A 14,401-nucleotide genomic window follows, 5' to 3' on the forward strand; every position below is an offset into this window, starting at 1 on the left:
CGCAGAGTGGAATGGTTATAATGGTTACGTTAACAGGTTTCACAAAAAACGGCAGAGGCCATGAACAAACGCTGGAAAAGTTTACTTGATGATCGCAATCGCTTCTTCTGGGTACTGCAAGCCGCCGGGTGGTCAGGTTATGCATTAGTCCACTATATTGGCTCACTGATGCACGAAATGCGTGATATCTATGCGTTGGTCATTCTACTAGGCGCCTATGCCGGATTCCTAATCACCGTGCCCTTGCGGCATTTATATCGCCGTATTTGGGATATCAGCCCATGGCAACTGATTATTGTGGTGTTAGCAGCATCCTATTTGTCGGCAGCTTGCTGGGCTGTGATCGATAACGCCACCTATTGGGAAATCTATAAATTTGGTTTCCGCCCTGACAGTGATTGGTTCTATTTCAAAAACTCTATTGCTAAGTTTTATATCATGCTGAGTTGGAGCGGTTTGTATTTTGGTATCAAATACTACCAAATGCTGCAAGACGAAAAACAAAAAGCGTTGATGGCTACGTCTATGGCGCACCAAGCGCAATTAAAAATGCTTCGCTATCAGCTGAATCCGCATTTCTTGTTTAATACGTTAAATGCTATCTCCACACTGATTTTGGTGGGTGAGAATGAGCTAGCTAATCGGATGATGTCGAAGTTGAGTTTATTTTTGCGCTTTTCACTCGACAACGAGCCCATTAAAAAGATCCCTTTGGCGCGTGAAATCGATGCTATTAATTTATATTTAGATATTGAAAAAGTGCGCTTTGATGAGCGCTTGCAAGTCGTGATAGACGTGACTGATGAGGCGCAAAAAGCTCTGGTTCCGAGTTTGTTTTTACAGCCGCTGATTGAGAATGCAATTAAGTACGGCATCGCTAAACTGGAGCAGGGCGGTTGTATTAACGTGCACGCTCACCGCCATGAAGAGCAATTAGTCATTGTTGTTGCCGACAACGGACCAGGCACTAAAAAACCGATTGATCAGCTACTTAATAGTGGTGGTGTTGGTCTGGCCAACACCCGCGATCGGTTGCAAGCCTTGTTTGGTAAGCGCTACTCCTTTACAGTAGCGAACAATGATCCGCAAGGGTTGCGGATCGATATCCGAATTCCGTTCGAGCAGGTTGATACTATATGACGAAAACCATTCGTGCTTTGGTTGTAGATGATGAGTCACTGGCTCGACGTGGCTTAATTGTGCGGCTTCGTGAATTTGCTCAGGTAGAGGTACTTGACGAATGCCAGAATGCCCGCCAAGCAGTTGAAAAAATTATTACCTTAAAGCCCGACTTAGTCTTTCTCGATATCCAAATGCCTGGTATGAATGGTTTTGATGTGTTGCGTGAGGTACAAAACGCTGGTCAACAAATGCCCTTGGTGGTGTTCGTTACGGCTTATGATCATTATGCGATAAAAGCCTTTGAAGTACGTGCTATCGATTATCTATTGAAGCCAGTTGATCACGAACGGTTACAACAAAGTTTAAGCCGGATTGAAAAAAACTTAGCGGAACGTGAACGAAACGATCAACATCAGCGTATCTTAAATTTGCTCGCTGACGCTACCGGTGAGGATTGCGAAGATATTCTCAAGCGCCTAGCCAGCGGTGAAGATATGACCATGGCGCGTTATCCTGAGCATATTGCGATTAAAGAAAGTGGCGAAATTACCCGTGTTGCAATCAATTCAATTGAGTGGGTTGATGCGGCGGGCGACTATATGTGTATTCATGCTTGTAATGAGACTCATATTTTGCGTCGCACGATGAAAGAGCTCGAAGACGAGCTCAATCCAGCGCGCTTTCAGCGCATACATCGCTCTGCGATCGTTAACCTCGATCAAGTAGAAAAGTTATGTAGTCGGCAAAATGGTGAATACCACCTCGTTCTGCGCAACGGTAAAGAGCTTAAAGTAAGTCGAAGTTATAAAGATCGTATCAAGAAATTAATTTTATCGACGTAATTTAACCAAGGAGTGAACATGCGGCGGCTGACAGTTATTCTTTTATCACTGTTAGTGATAGTCGGGTGTTCCAACCGCTTTGGTTATCGCTTTGCTGACACCTTGGTTGAGTGGCGGTTAGCGGATTATGTCGCGTTATCTGGTCAGCTTGAGGATGACGTCAGCGCCAGCATAGATGCCCTTCATCTATGGCATGCGCAAACTCAATTACCACTCTATCGACAGCACCTCACAGAATTACGTAATCTGATTAGCAACGATGAGCTGACTGAAGCCGATGTGCTGCGTTACAGCGATATCATGTATAGCTGGTGGGGCAATGTTCGTGTTGCCGTAGAGCCTTATGCACTGCGTTATATGCCGCAATTATCCGTCGCACAACGCCAGAAAATTATTGAAACTATTCAGGCGGATATTGATGAGCGTCGCGAAGAAATTGCGGAAACAGAATTTGCTGAGTTATTAAAACGCAGCCAAAAGCGCATGGAAAATAATATTAGTGATTGGATAGGGCGCTTAGAATCTGGGCAGATGCGTTATTTGCGGCGCTGGTTAGATCAACGTGAAGACGTGCGGCTGCTATGGCTTGACTATCAACAGTTATGGCTTGATGAGTTCAGTCTGGTGTTAAATCAAAGCGATCAACAGCAGTTTGAGCAGCGTATGCGTGAACTGATTTTAACCCCGGAGCAGATGCGGCCTGAGGCGCTGCAGCAGTCGTTAGAAATTAGCCGTGAAGCAACGTTAACGATGATTTATTCACTTTATCAGTCATTAACACCGAAACAAAAACATCGCCTTGTAAGCACCATAAATGGCTATCTAGATGACCTAGATAGCCTGATTGCGGATTATGCTAACTGACTTTAATGATTTTGCAGGTATTGGTCGAACCGATAGTCTCCATGGTATCACCATGGGTTAAAATCACTAAATCACCGACAGCAACATGCCCGCGCACCTTAATTTCATTGACCGCTTCATAGACTAAACGCTCAGGTTTACACTTGGTCGAATCGAACGCAATTGGATAAACACCCCGATAAAGTGCACAGCGAGCACGACTTTCTGGGTGGCGAGACAATGAAAAAATCGGCAGGGTGGTATTGATGCGGGACATCAGTTTAGCGGTTGAGCCAGACTCGGTTAAGGCAATGATGGCTTTAACGCCTTGCAAATGAGTGGCAGCGTACATCGCAGTAATCGCTGTCGCCTCAGAAATACTGGTGAAGCTGTAATTCTGGTCATGGCGCTCAAGTGCAGCACTTGGATGAGTTTCTGCGCCTAAACAAATGCCTGACATGGCCTTCACAGTTGCTACCGGATAATTACCCGCGGCAGTCTCTGCGGATAGCATCACCGCGTCAGTTCCATCAAGGACGGCGTTGGCCACGTCCATCACTTCGGCGCGTGTTGGCATGGGGTTTTCAATCATCGATTCCATCATTTGGGTGGCGGTGATCACCACCTTATTGAGTGCTCGAGCCCGAGCAATAATCTTTTTCTGCTTACCGACCAGCTGCGCGTCGCCAATTTCGACACCCAAATCACCGCGAGCAACCATCACTGCGTCTGATGCCCGAATTATGTCATCCAGAGCGCTGTCCGAAGCAACCGCTTCGGCACGTTCAATTTTGGCACATAACAAAGCGCGGCCGTCAGCATCATGGAGGAGGCGGCGCGCTTCTTTCATATCAGCACCCGTGCGCGGAAATGAGACGGCCAGATAATCGACCCCAATTTTCGCTGCTAAGGCGATATCTTTATGATCTTTATCGGTCAATGCTGCGGCAGACAAACCGCCACCGAGGCGATTGATACCCTTATTATTTGACAGCTTACCACCGACCGTCACTGTGGTTGTGATTTGCGGACCGGTAACGTCTTCGACGCGCAATTGGATGCGCCCATCATCGAGTAATAAAATGTCACCAACGTCTACGTCGTTCGGGAGCTCTTTGTAATCAATACCAACGCGCTGGGCGGTACCCGCATTTTTGTCGAGCGCGGCATCTAATACAAAAACATCACCGATATCCAGCATGACCGCGCCAGATTCAAATTTCGAAACACGTATTTTGGGCCCTTGTAAGTCACCTAAAATGGCTACATAGACGCCAAGTTTCTGGGCAATTTCACGCACTGTGGTAGCGCGTTTGATGTGATCATCAGCGCTACCATGAGAAAAGTTTAACCGCACCACATTCGCTCCGGCTTGGATGAGGGCTTCGAGTACCTTGGGATCATCGGTAGCCGGGCCTAGGGTAGTGACAATCTTGGTACGCCGTAACATTGCGGAAGCTCCTGAGTGGTGGTCAAAATTCAACGCGGATTATATCACGACCATCTCAGACTTACAGGTCTAGGTGGATTGATTCTGGCGCTTAATGACGCTTTTCAGTACAATGCAGCCCACTTAATTTTTTAACTTCAGCAACGCAACCGAGATAGGTACCCTCATGAGTGATCAGCAAACCGAACTGACCTTGAAAAGTTGGCAGGAACGCCAAGAATACGCGGAGATGATGCAACCAATCATAGGCCGACTTTATCGTACTTATGGTGTGGAGATTTTGGTTTATGGGCGTTCATTATTGAATGTCGATACCATTCATATCATCAAGGCGCACCGCTTAATCGAGCGGCATGAAGGGGTCAAATTACGGTTGCGTGAGAGCTTCCCGTTTATTGAAGCGTTAAGCAAGATGAAATTAGCGCCGGCGCGCGTTGACTTGGGTAAATTAGCCTTCAATTACTTGTTCAAAAATGCCGCCGAGGGGTTATCTATCGAAGCCTACTTGCAATGTGAATTGATAGATATCGTTGATCAAGTCGACAATATCCCAGCCCAAGATATCGTCCTTTACGGTTTTGGCCGTATCGGCCGTTTATTAGCGCGGCTTTTGATTGAACGCAACGGTAGCAACAATAAAATGCGTTTGCGCGCAGTCGTTGTACGTGGTGGCCGTGATGGTGATTTAGAGAAGCGTGCCAGTTTATTACGTCGTGATTCAGTACATGGCCCGTTTAATGGTTCAATTACCGTTGACCATGAGAATTCTGCCATTAAAGCGAACGGTACCTCAATCAAAGTCATTTATGCCGACGCACCTGACAAAATTGACTACACCCAATACGGTATTAACGACGCTATCATTATCGATAATACCGGCATTTGGAAAGACGAAGCTGGTTTGGGCTTGCACCTAAAATCGAAAGGCGTGAAAAAGGTGTTGTTAACTGCTCCGGCAAAAGGCGCGATTAAAAATATCGTTTACGGCGTTAATCACCAAGATATCGTTGCTGACGATTTGATTGTTTGTGCTGCTAGCTGCACCACCAATGCAATTACTCCGGTGCTTAAAGTTGTGAATGATAAGTTTGGTATTCGCAATGGCCACGTTGAAACCGTTCATTCGTATACCAACGATCAAAACCTAATCGACAACTACCATTCTGCCGAGCGCCGCGGGCGGTCTGCTGCGCTTAACATGGTATTGACCTCGACCGGGGCTGCTAAAGCGGTGGCGAAGGCACTGCCAGAATTGGCTGGTAAATTGACCGGTAATGCCATTCGAGTGCCGACTCCTAACGTATCGATGGCGATCATGAACCTCAATTTAGCGACCACGACCAGCAAAGATGAACTGAATAGTTTCTTGCTTGAGCAGGCACTGCATTCTGAGTTGCAAGCACAAATTGATTACACAGCATCAACTGAAATTGTTTCAACTGACTTAGTTGGTTCTCGCTATGCGGGCGTTGTGGACTCACAGGCAACCATTGTCGATGGTGACCGCGCGGTGCTGTATGTGTGGTATGACAACGAATTTGGTTACAGCTGCCAAGTAGTGCGTGTCGCCGAAAAAATGGCCGGTCAACAGTTATTGAACCTGCCAAAATAAATTAAAGGAAGCAGCATGTTTATTACCTCGAATTTTGATAGTGGCAACATAGAAGTGCTGGCCGCTGAGCAGCCGGATGCTATCAAACTAGCGATTCGCAACGATGCGCAATCTGATTTTTACCAGTGGTTTCACTTCAAATTATACAGTGAAGCTGGGGTTGAGCACGTCATGCAGATTACCAATGCCGGTCAATCAGCGTATCCAGATGGTTGGCGCGATTACCAAGCAGTCGCATCATACGACCGTGAAACTTGGTTCCGTGTGGACACCGATTTTGACGGGCAAAATCTGACTATTCGTCACAGTCCGGACCAAGAAAGCGTGTATTACGCTTATTTCGCCCCGTATTCGTACGAGCGTCATCAAGACTTGGTGCAATGGGCGCAACAAAGTATCGAATGTCAGCATGTACTGCTAGGTCAAAGCCTTGATGGTCGTGATTTGAACTTGTTGGTGGTTGGTCAGCCCGAAGCCGGTAAAAAAGTCATTTGGCTAACCGCGCGCCAGCACCCCGGTGAAACTATGGCCGAATGGTTCATTGAAGGTTTGTTGAGCCGCTTGCTCGATGATGAAGATGGTGCTGCGCGACAGTTGTTGCAGGATCACGTGTTTTATATTGTGCCGAACATGAACCCTGATGGGAGTGTGCGCGGACACTTGCGTACCAACGCGGGGGGGGTAAACCTTAACCGCGAGTGGGCTACACCAAGTTTGGAGCGTAGCCCCGAGGTGTTTCATGTATTGAACATGATGCAGCACACCGGTGTTGATTTATTCTTGGACATCCATGGTGATGAAAATCTACCTTACAACTTTGTCGCTGGTAGCGAAGGCATTCCTAGTTACAACGCGTATATGGAACAGTTAGGTGCTAAGTTTAAGCAAATCTTAGTCGCTATCACCCCTGAGTTTCAAACCACCTATGGTTATGACCTCGAAGCGCCGGGTGAGGGCAATTTAACTGTGGCAAGTAACGCGGTGGCTGAACGTTTTGGCTGCTTAGCCTTTACCCTGGAAATGCCCTTCAAAGACAACGCTGACTTAGCGGATGCTGATTTCGGTTGGTCAGCACCGCGTTCTATGCAGCTGGGAGCTGATGTACTGTCAGCTATTTATGCTATTTCAGCCGATATTGGCAAACCTGCATAATCATCTCAGTGTTCAGTTAACTGCCCGCAAAGCTTGAATTTGCGGGCAGATCCCTTATATTGAAAAGCATTATTTGTTGACCTAGAGGCAGCTATGGCAGTGATTCAATGCCCGGCATGCAATAAACGCATGTCGTCCAAAGCAGATGCTTGTCCACATTGCGAATTTAAGCTAACAGGATTATCCAGTGAACAGCGCGAACGCGAATGGCAGCAGGTAGTGCAACGTCAGCGTGAGCGTCTGACCAGTCAATCAATGCTAGCATTGCTGATGGCTATTGCGGCGTTCACCTATTTTTTCATGCAGCAACCTGAACCGGGTAGTTGGCAGCTCCACTTAGCCAACGGCGGCATGCTGGTTGGCTTGGTTTGGTTTGTGATTAATCGTATCCGTATGTTGCTGCTTAAGCGACGGGGTTGTTAATGCAGTTTGACGAATTACTTGCCAGTATTTCACCTGATGTTTATCAACGCTTGGTAACCGCAGTCGAACTCGGCAAATGGCCTGATGGGGTGGCTTTAACTGATGAGCAAAAAGCCAATAGCATCCAATTAGTGATGGCCTATCAAGCAAAGTTTTGCCCCTCCGAAGAGCCCTTTCGAGTGGGCGCCGACGGTCAACTGATTACCCGCAGTAAAGCCGAGATGAAGGCGAACTTGCAGCGTCCAACAGCTGCCACCATTGCTACCTTTCCATTAACTGATAGTGAGTCGTAAATTAATGAGTACCAACTATGATGTTTTGTTGGAGCAAGCCCAGGCTATCACTGCTGGAGAACCTGATTTAATCGCTAATTTGAGTAACCTGTCGGCGTTGGTTTACCATGAGCTCGCCGATGTTAATTGGGTTGGCTTTTATTTGTTACGTGCTCCAGAATTGCTGGTGCTTGGGCCTTTTCAGGGCAAAGTGGCTTGTCTGCGCATTCCATTTTCACGCGGTGTTTGTGGTGCTGCAGCGCGCAGCCAAAAGACCCAACTAGTTCACGATGTGCACGAATTTGCCGATCATATCGCCTGTGATGCAGCATCAAATTCTGAAGTGGTGGTGCCTATCATTGTAAACGGACAGGTGGTGGCGGTATTCGACCTCGATAGTCCGAGCATTGGTCGCTTTAGCCAAGCAGACGCCGATGGCTTGAGTCGCCTTGGGCGCTTTATCGAAAGCCTCAACTGGCAACAATTATGTTAGCTGAATTCGATATTTACGCGTACTTGGTCAGCCGTAGTGATATGGTTTTTTTTGATGATGAGGCCGAGGTTGCGGCTGATCAAATGAATGAAATGCTGCATTATGTGGCAACCTATATGGAAGAAGATGACAGCCTTGAACAACTTGAAGAGGTGATTCGTCGGACTCTATTCGAATGGATTGAAAATGACGAATTGCTAGAAATAGATAGCGACGACATGCAAACCTATATTTTGGAACAACTAGCTGACGTGCGTCAGCAGGAACTTGATGACGATGAATGATGTAACAAAGCTCAGCACGAGTAAGGATATTCTGGCTTATTTGGCCGAGCAGTTTCCCGCCTGTTTTACCCTTACAGGTAACGCGCAGCCGTTGAAAATTGGTATTTTTGATGATTTGGCAGCGCGTTTGGCCGACGACCCAAAGGTCAGCAAAACCCGACTCCGTTCGGCGGTTCGTCATTATACCAATAGTTGGCGTTACCTCCGTTGCATCAAGGCGGGTAGCGAACGTCTTGACTTAGATGGCAAGGCTGCTGGCGTTGTTGAAGTAAGCCATGCTGAACATGCGCAGCAGCAATTGACTGAAGCGAAAGCGCAGGTCGCGGAAAAAAAATCACTGCAAATGCCAGCAAGCAAAGCCTCTGAATCAGGCGATAAGACTACTGCAGCCGTTTCCGAGCAACGCGCCAAACCAGCTCGCCGCAATGCGCCACGGCGTCAGCCAAAAGCCGCGGGTAATAGCCCTAAAACTCCTCGCGCAGTCGCAAAGCAGACGCTAAAACCTGCTCTAGCAGCAAATTTAAAAGTCGGTCAACAGGTGCAGGTGAAAGTTGCGAATAACACAGTAAGTGGTCAGATTACTGAAATAGATCGTAACGATTTACAGGTGCAACTTCACAATGGCCTCACGGTCAAAGTGCAGTATGATGCTGTATATCTAGCCAAGCAGGAGTCGTAACAATGCTGAAAAAATTGTCCCTTCATAGCGCCATGGTGAGCGCCTTAGGCCTGTTGTTGTGGAGCAACAGCTATGCAATTCCGCCAGTGCATCAACTCGATGAGTTGCCAAAACTTGAGCCAGAAGCGCAGCATGGGACAGTCAGTCAGCGTGTTACCAGTTATTTTACCCGTTACCATTTTACCAATGCTGAACTTAACAATGAGATGTCCGAGCAAATTCTCGCGCGTTATCTAGAAATGCTCGATTACAGCAAGATATTTCTGTTGCAAAGTGACATTGATCAGACCGTTGAATACCGGCATTTATTTGATGACATGATCAATTCCGGCAAACTTAAACCAGCCTATGCTATTCATGACAAAGTGTTACAACGTCGCTTTGAGCGTTATGTGTATGCGTTGTCATTATTAGACGTTGAGAAACCCTTTGATTTTGAGCTTGCTGACGATAAGTATTATTACGATCGTGAAGACGCACCATGGGCCACCAGCGTTGAAGAATTAAATGAAATTTGGCGACAACGGGTCAAGTATGACGCACTTAATTTGACCATGACCGGCAAGAGCTGGGAAGAAGTGGTCGAGACCCTCGGTAAACGCTACAACAACGTCTTAAAGCGACTTACCCAAACGAATAGCGAAGATGTTTTTCAAACCATCATGAATTCATTTGCTCGCAGCGTAGAGGCTCACACCAGCTACTTATCGCCAGCTAATGCTGAACGTTTTGAGCAAAATATGAATTTGTCGCTGGAAGGCATCGGTGCAGTTCTGCAAGCTGAATATGATTACACCGTGATCCAAAGTCTGGTACCCGGTGGCCCTGCTGATAAAAGTGGTGCTCTCGGTCCAGATGATAAAATTGTCGCCGTAGGGCAAGGTGATGATGCCAAGGCCGAATTCGTCGATGTAGTGGGTTGGCGCTTAGATGATGTGGTTGAACTGATCAAAGGGCCAAAAGGCACCACCGTACGATTACAAGTCATTAAGGCTAATCAAGGTGCCGGTTCAGCGCCGCGCGAAGTTGCAATTGTTCGCGACAAAGTGAAGTTAGAAGACCGTGCTGCCAAAGCCGAAGTCAAAACTCCTGAAGAGGGTGATTACGCCGGTCGTAAAATGGGTGTTATTACCATTCCTGGTTTCTACAACAACCTCACCAGTGATGTTGTTGCGCTCATTGACCAGATGACGACTGAACAGGTCGAAGGCTTAATTATTGACTTGCGTGGAAATGGCGGTGGGTCACTCAGTGAAGCGATTACGCTGACCGGCTTGTTTATTGATCAAGGCCCGGTAGTGCAGGTGGCTCAGTCGGGCGGACGCAAAGAAATTAATAGTGACCGTGATGGGCAAACCTATTACAAGGGCCCCGTTGTGGTGATGGTTGACCGCTATAGCGCGTCGGCATCGGAAATCTTTGCTGCAGCGCTACAAGACTATGGTCGCGCCGTTATTGTTGGTGAGAATACCTATGGTAAAGGCACCGTGCAGCAGCATCGTGGCCTAGCACGGCGGTTTGATTTCTTCGAGAAGCCGATTGGTAGTGTGCAATATACTATTGCCAAGTTTTACCGGATTAATGGTGGCAGTACCCAGTTGCGCGGGGTGACACCGGACATTCTTTACCCAGCCTACACCGATGCCGAAGAGTTTGGCGAAAGCAGTCAAGAAAATGCCTTACCATGGGATCAGCTTGAGCGTGCACCATACAAAGAAGTTGGCGTATTCTCTGACGCCAAATTAACGGAGTGGCAACAGAAATTTGATAGCCGAGTGCCGAAAAATCCTGAGTTCGTCTATATTCTTGAGGACATTGAAACCTATCAGGCGAACAAAGATAAAACCTGGTTAAGCCTCGTGTTATCTGAACGTAAAGCGGAAGAAGAAGAAGACAATGAGCGCAAGTTGCAGCGAGCTAACGAGCGTTTACAACGCTTAGGTCTGAAACCGGTGAAGGATCTCGAAGCGCTTACGGATGAGGTAACTGGTCAATTGCCCGAATACGATCCGTATCTCGAGGAGACGGTAAAACTAGGCTTCGACATTATTGAGGCAAACAAAATTGCCATGAATTAACCACGAAAAAACCGCCTTTGGCGGTTTTTTTATGGCTATTCCAAGGCTGCTGTGGCAGATTACTGCGGTAACTTGAAACCAACGATAACAATAATTCAGGGGCATTTTATGCAGGAAATAGTCAGTACCTTAAATAATTGGGTATGGAGCGAAGCGCTGATTTACTTGTGCTTAGGCGCCGGTCTTTTCTACTCCATTTTGACGCGCTTCGGGCAAGTTCGTCATTTCAAAGAAATGTTCAAGCTGCTGGTCAGCAGCAATGATTCCGATAAAGGTATTTCATCCTTCCAAGCACTAGCAGTGTCATTATCCGGCCGTGTGGGTGTGGGTAACATTGCCGGGGTAGCAGCAGCGATCGGTTTTGGTGGCCCGGGTGCCGTATTCTGGATGTGGGTGGTCGCCTTTTTAGGCGCTAGTACCGCATACGTTGAATCAACCCTAGGTCAGCTCTATAAAGTAGAAGAAGACGGTCAATACCGCGGTGGTCCAGCCTATTATTTTGAACGCGCGTTAGGCTGGCGTTGGTTAGGTATCCTCTTTGCAATTGCGGCGATCATCGGTTGCGGTATTTTCTTGCCTGGCGTACAAGCCAATGCGGTGGGTAATGCAGTCACGCAAATCTTTGGTGACGGTAACATGGTGGTGACCAGCTTCGGTGAAGTAGGGACGCATAAATTAGTCGCTTTAGCAGTGATTTTGATCGTTTTAGCCTTCATCATTTTCGGTGGCATTCGCCGTATCGCCAATTTCACCCAAATCGTAGTGCCGTTTATGGCCCTTGGTTATATTGTGATGGCGTTGATTGTGGTGTTCCTCAACCTCGACAAAGTCGGTGATATTTTCTGGCTGATTCTGTCCGATGCCTTCACCGCGCAAGCCGGTTTTGGTGCGGCTATTGGTTGGGGTGTTAAACGCGGCATTTATTCGAATGAAGCGGGTCAAGGTTCTGGTCCGCATGCCGCTGCTGCTGCTGAGGTGGATCACCCATCGCAACAGGGTTTAGTGCAAGCATTCTCGGTATACATTGATACCTTGTTTGTCTGTACTGCAACGGCGTTAATGATCTTGATTACCCAGCAATATAACGTGGTCGGTGAGTTACCAGCAGGGCAGTTCATTGTACAAAACGTTGCCGCCGATACTGAAATTGGCTCAGCAGCATTTACCCAGTTAGCGTTACAAAGCGTATTTGGTAGCCTCGGTCCAATTTTTGTGGGTATCGCACTGTTCTTTTTCGCCTTTACCACTATCTTGGCCTACTACTACATCACTGAAACTAACGTGGCCTACTTAAACCGTATTTTTAAAGGTAAATTACCACTGATGCTGTTTAAGGTATTGTTGATGGCAATGGTGGCCTACGGAACAGTGAATAGTGCCGGTTATATCTGGGGTATTGGTGATATTGGCGTGGGCTTAATGGCTTGGATCAATATTATCGGTATCTTAGTTATTTTCTTCATGTACAAACCGACTATGCGTTGCTTGAAAGATTACGAAGAGCAACAAAAAGCTGGTGGTCCTATCACCTTTGATCCAGTCAAACTGGGTATCAAAAACGCCACCTTCTGGGAACGCCGTTTGCAAGCGCAACAGAAGACTGACAAATAGAGCGAATAGGGTTGGGGTAGAGTTTGCTTTACCCCAACCTTCAGCGTGTTAGAATTCGCCGGTTAATTTTTTTGAGAGAACTAAGATGCATACAGAAACGCCCACGGTGACGCGTTCGCCAAGCCTGTTGCAGGCACTCACCCCACTTGTTGTTTTGATTGCCTTGTTAAGTGCATCGGTATTTTTGTATGGTGAAGATTCATCCTATGGCCCGAATCAAATAGCACTTTGGATCGCTAGTGGCGTGGCCATGGCGATTGGTTTTTATAATCGTTTCACCTGGGCCGACATCGAAGATGGCATTAAATCCGGCATCTCTGTTGCCATGGGTGCCTTGTTGATCATTTTGGCGGTAGGCTCATTAATTGGTACATGGTTGTTATCGGGTACCGTGCCAACCATGATTTATTTCGGCTTGGAACTGTTGAGCCCAAGTTGGTTTTACGCTGCCTCAGCACTTATCTGCGCCATTATTTCGTTAGCCATTGGTAGTTCGTGGACCACCGCAGCAACCATTGGTGTTGCATTGATGGGTATTGCCGTTGGCATGGATATGTCACCGGCTATCACCGCGGGAGCTGTCGTGTCAGGTGCCTATTTTGGCGATAAAATGTCACCGCTATCAGATACCACCAACTTGGCGCCGGCTGTGGCGGGCAGTGAGTTATTCCAACATATTCGCTATATGGCCTATACCGCCGGTCCGGCGTTTTTAATTGCGCTGATTCTATTTGTTTTGCTGGGGCTGAATGCCGACACAAATTTTAATGCGCTAGAACTTGAACGCATGCAACTAGAGCTCAACAATACCTATAACATCGGTTGGGAAATGTTGGTCCCTCTATTAGTTCTGCTGTTTTTGGCCGCACGTGGTAAACCAGCATTACCATCGGTATTCTTCGGCGCCTTGCTCGGTGGTCTATGGGCTGTGCTATTTCAGCCAGAGTTGATTACCGCCATTGCTGAAGGGCAGAGCTCTGCCGTTGCTACCATTATGGTGGTATGGAGTGCACTGACCGACGGTGTCGCCATCAAAACCGGTTCTGCAGAGTTAAATGAATTGCTCAGCGGTGGCGGTATGTCCTCCATGCTCAATACCATGTGGATCATTTTAAGTGCCATGACCTTTGGCGCCATCATGGAAAAATTGGGCTTATTAGAACGCATGATTCAAAGTTTGCTCGGTTTCATTAAAAGCACCGGCGACTTGATTGCGGCCACGTTATTTACCTGTTTTGGTGCTAACGTGCTAACTGCTGACCAATACATGGCGATTGTGATTCCAGGCCGCATGTTCCGCGAGCAATATGAAAATCGTGGCCTCGACCCGCGGGTGTTATCACGTACTCTAGAAGATAGCGGTACCATCACCTCAGCGCTGATCCCGTGGAATACCTGTGGCGCGTTTATGATGGCAACCTTAGCCGTGAGCCCGCTAGAATTCGCGCCCTATGCATTCTTTAACTGGTTAACGCCACTGATCGCCTTGTTCTATGGCTACACCGGTATAACTATTTTGCGACGCCCTGAAGCGGTATAA

At 47.4% G+C, this 14,401-nt stretch carries 14 protein-coding genes; 13 read left to right on the plus strand and 1 reads right to left on the minus strand.

Going from position 1 to position 14,401, the window contains the following annotated elements; genetic code table 11:
* Window positions 1-60 precede the first annotated feature (60 nt).
* Genes EFO84_RS10710 through EFO84_RS10720 form a run of 3 tightly spaced genes read left to right on the plus strand, consistent with a single transcriptional unit; the run spans window position 61 to window position 2,828 of the window.
* Window positions 61-1,140, plus strand: a complete 1,080-nt coding sequence (locus tag EFO84_RS10710; protein ID WP_127348050.1) for a sensor histidine kinase — start codon at window positions 61-63, stop codon at window positions 1,138-1,140.
* Entirely contained in the window at window positions 1,137-1,964 is an 828-nt protein-coding gene (locus EFO84_RS10715; RefSeq protein WP_127348051.1) for a LytR/AlgR family response regulator transcription factor, read from the plus strand. Before EFO84_RS10710 ends, EFO84_RS10715 begins: the two co-directional genes overlap by 4 nt.
* An 18-nt stretch (window positions 1,965-1,982) precedes the next feature.
* Window positions 1,983-2,828, plus strand: a complete 846-nt coding sequence (locus EFO84_RS10720) for a DUF6279 family lipoprotein (RefSeq protein ID WP_127348052.1) — start codon at window positions 1,983-1,985, stop codon at window positions 2,826-2,828.
* Here EFO84_RS10720 and pyk read toward each other — a convergent pair.
* A complete protein-coding gene (pyk, locus tag EFO84_RS10725; protein WP_127348053.1) occupies window positions 2,821-4,257 on the minus strand; it encodes a pyruvate kinase in 1,437 nt (478 codons plus the stop codon). The genes EFO84_RS10720 and pyk overlap by 8 nt on opposite strands.
* A 166-nt stretch (window positions 4,258-4,423) precedes the next feature.
* Here pyk and EFO84_RS10730 point away from each other — a divergent pair, with 166 nt between their 5' ends.
* The 10 genes from EFO84_RS10730 to nhaC all read left to right on the plus strand — a co-directional run bounded on the left by EFO84_RS10730 (window position 4,424) and on the right by nhaC (window position 14,401).
* Window positions 4,424-5,869, plus strand: coding sequence for a glyceraldehyde-3-phosphate dehydrogenase (locus tag EFO84_RS10730; RefSeq protein WP_127348054.1), 1,446 nt, complete (start codon window positions 4,424-4,426; stop codon window positions 5,867-5,869).
* Between the two features lie 15 nt (window positions 5,870-5,884).
* Window positions 5,885-7,021 carry a M14 family metallopeptidase gene (locus EFO84_RS10735; protein WP_127348055.1) on the plus strand — a complete coding sequence of 379 codons (1,137 nt, stop codon included), beginning with the start codon at window positions 5,885-5,887 and terminating at the stop codon, window positions 7,019-7,021.
* 129 nt (window positions 7,022-7,150) lie between these two features.
* Entirely contained in the window at window positions 7,151-7,444 is a 294-nt protein-coding gene (locus tag EFO84_RS10740; RefSeq protein WP_240642696.1) for a hypothetical protein, read from the plus strand.
* On the plus strand, window positions 7,444-7,737 hold the full coding sequence (locus EFO84_RS10745; RefSeq protein ID WP_127348057.1) for a YeaC family protein: 294 nt from the start codon (window positions 7,444-7,446) through the stop codon (window positions 7,735-7,737). The genes EFO84_RS10740 and EFO84_RS10745 overlap by 1 nt, the downstream gene beginning before the upstream one ends.
* A 4-nt stretch (window positions 7,738-7,741) precedes the next feature.
* Window positions 7,742-8,209 carry a GAF domain-containing protein gene (locus tag EFO84_RS10750; protein ID WP_127348058.1) on the plus strand — a complete coding sequence of 156 codons (468 nt, stop codon included), beginning with the start codon at window positions 7,742-7,744 and terminating at the stop codon, window positions 8,207-8,209.
* Entirely contained in the window at window positions 8,203-8,493 is a 291-nt protein-coding gene (locus EFO84_RS10755) for a hypothetical protein (RefSeq protein ID WP_127348059.1), read from the plus strand. The genes EFO84_RS10750 and EFO84_RS10755 overlap by 7 nt, the downstream gene beginning before the upstream one ends.
* Window positions 8,486-9,172 (plus strand): RNA chaperone ProQ, encoded by a 687-nt coding sequence (gene proQ / locus EFO84_RS10760; RefSeq protein ID WP_127348060.1) that lies wholly within the window; start codon window positions 8,486-8,488, stop codon window positions 9,170-9,172. Before EFO84_RS10755 ends, proQ begins: the two co-directional genes overlap by 8 nt.
* A gap of 2 nt (window positions 9,173-9,174) precedes the next feature.
* Window positions 9,175-11,250, plus strand: coding sequence for a carboxy terminal-processing peptidase (prc, locus tag EFO84_RS10765; RefSeq protein ID WP_205701976.1), 2,076 nt, complete (start codon window positions 9,175-9,177; stop codon window positions 11,248-11,250).
* 108 nt (window positions 11,251-11,358) lie between these two features.
* Window positions 11,359-12,861: an alanine/glycine:cation symporter family protein gene (locus EFO84_RS10770; protein WP_127348061.1), complete on the plus strand. Its 1,503-nt coding sequence runs from the start codon at window positions 11,359-11,361 to the stop codon at window positions 12,859-12,861.
* Window positions 12,862-12,946: 85 nt separating this feature from the next.
* The gene (nhaC, locus tag EFO84_RS10775) at window positions 12,947-14,401 is read left to right on the plus strand and encodes a Na+/H+ antiporter NhaC (RefSeq protein WP_127348062.1); all 1,455 of its coding nucleotides are present in this window, start codon (window positions 12,947-12,949) and stop codon (window positions 14,399-14,401) included.

Source organism: Pseudidiomarina mangrovi (genome assembly GCF_003999375.1).
Classification (GTDB): Bacteria; Pseudomonadota; Gammaproteobacteria; order Enterobacterales; family Alteromonadaceae; genus Pseudidiomarina; species Pseudidiomarina mangrovi.

What these genes read in the sequence shown, in the direction of transcription:
- EFO84_RS10715 (WP_127348051.1), top strand. Translation starts at nt 1,137, where the DNA reads ATGACGAAAACCATTCGTGCTTTGGTTGTAGATGATGAGTCACTGGCT.
- proQ (WP_127348060.1), top strand. Translation starts at nt 8,486, where the DNA reads ATGAATGATGTAACAAAGCTCAGCACGAGTAAGGATATTCTGGCTTAT.
- EFO84_RS10720 (WP_127348052.1), top strand. Translation starts at nt 1,983, where the DNA reads ATGCGGCGGCTGACAGTTATTCTTTTATCACTGTTAGTGATAGTCGGG.
- EFO84_RS10735 (WP_127348055.1), top strand. Translation starts at nt 5,885, where the DNA reads ATGTTTATTACCTCGAATTTTGATAGTGGCAACATAGAAGTGCTGGCC.
- nhaC (WP_127348062.1), top strand. Translation starts at nt 12,947, where the DNA reads ATGCATACAGAAACGCCCACGGTGACGCGTTCGCCAAGCCTGTTGCAG.
- EFO84_RS10740 (WP_240642696.1), top strand. Translation starts at nt 7,151, where the DNA reads ATGTCGTCCAAAGCAGATGCTTGTCCACATTGCGAATTTAAGCTAACA.
- EFO84_RS10710 (WP_127348050.1), top strand. Translation starts at nt 61, where the DNA reads ATGAACAAACGCTGGAAAAGTTTACTTGATGATCGCAATCGCTTCTTC.
- EFO84_RS10755 (WP_127348059.1), top strand. Translation starts at nt 8,203, where the DNA reads ATGTTAGCTGAATTCGATATTTACGCGTACTTGGTCAGCCGTAGTGAT.
- pyk (WP_127348053.1), bottom strand. Translation starts at nt 4,257, where the DNA reads ATGTTACGGCGTACCAAGATTGTCACTACCCTAGGCCCGGCTACCGAT.
- EFO84_RS10745 (WP_127348057.1), top strand. Translation starts at nt 7,444, where the DNA reads ATGCAGTTTGACGAATTACTTGCCAGTATTTCACCTGATGTTTATCAA.
- EFO84_RS10750 (WP_127348058.1), top strand. Translation starts at nt 7,742, where the DNA reads ATGAGTACCAACTATGATGTTTTGTTGGAGCAAGCCCAGGCTATCACT.
- EFO84_RS10730 (WP_127348054.1), top strand. Translation starts at nt 4,424, where the DNA reads ATGAGTGATCAGCAAACCGAACTGACCTTGAAAAGTTGGCAGGAACGC.
- prc (WP_205701976.1), top strand. Translation starts at nt 9,175, where the DNA reads ATGCTGAAAAAATTGTCCCTTCATAGCGCCATGGTGAGCGCCTTAGGC.
- EFO84_RS10770 (WP_127348061.1), top strand. Translation starts at nt 11,359, where the DNA reads ATGCAGGAAATAGTCAGTACCTTAAATAATTGGGTATGGAGCGAAGCG.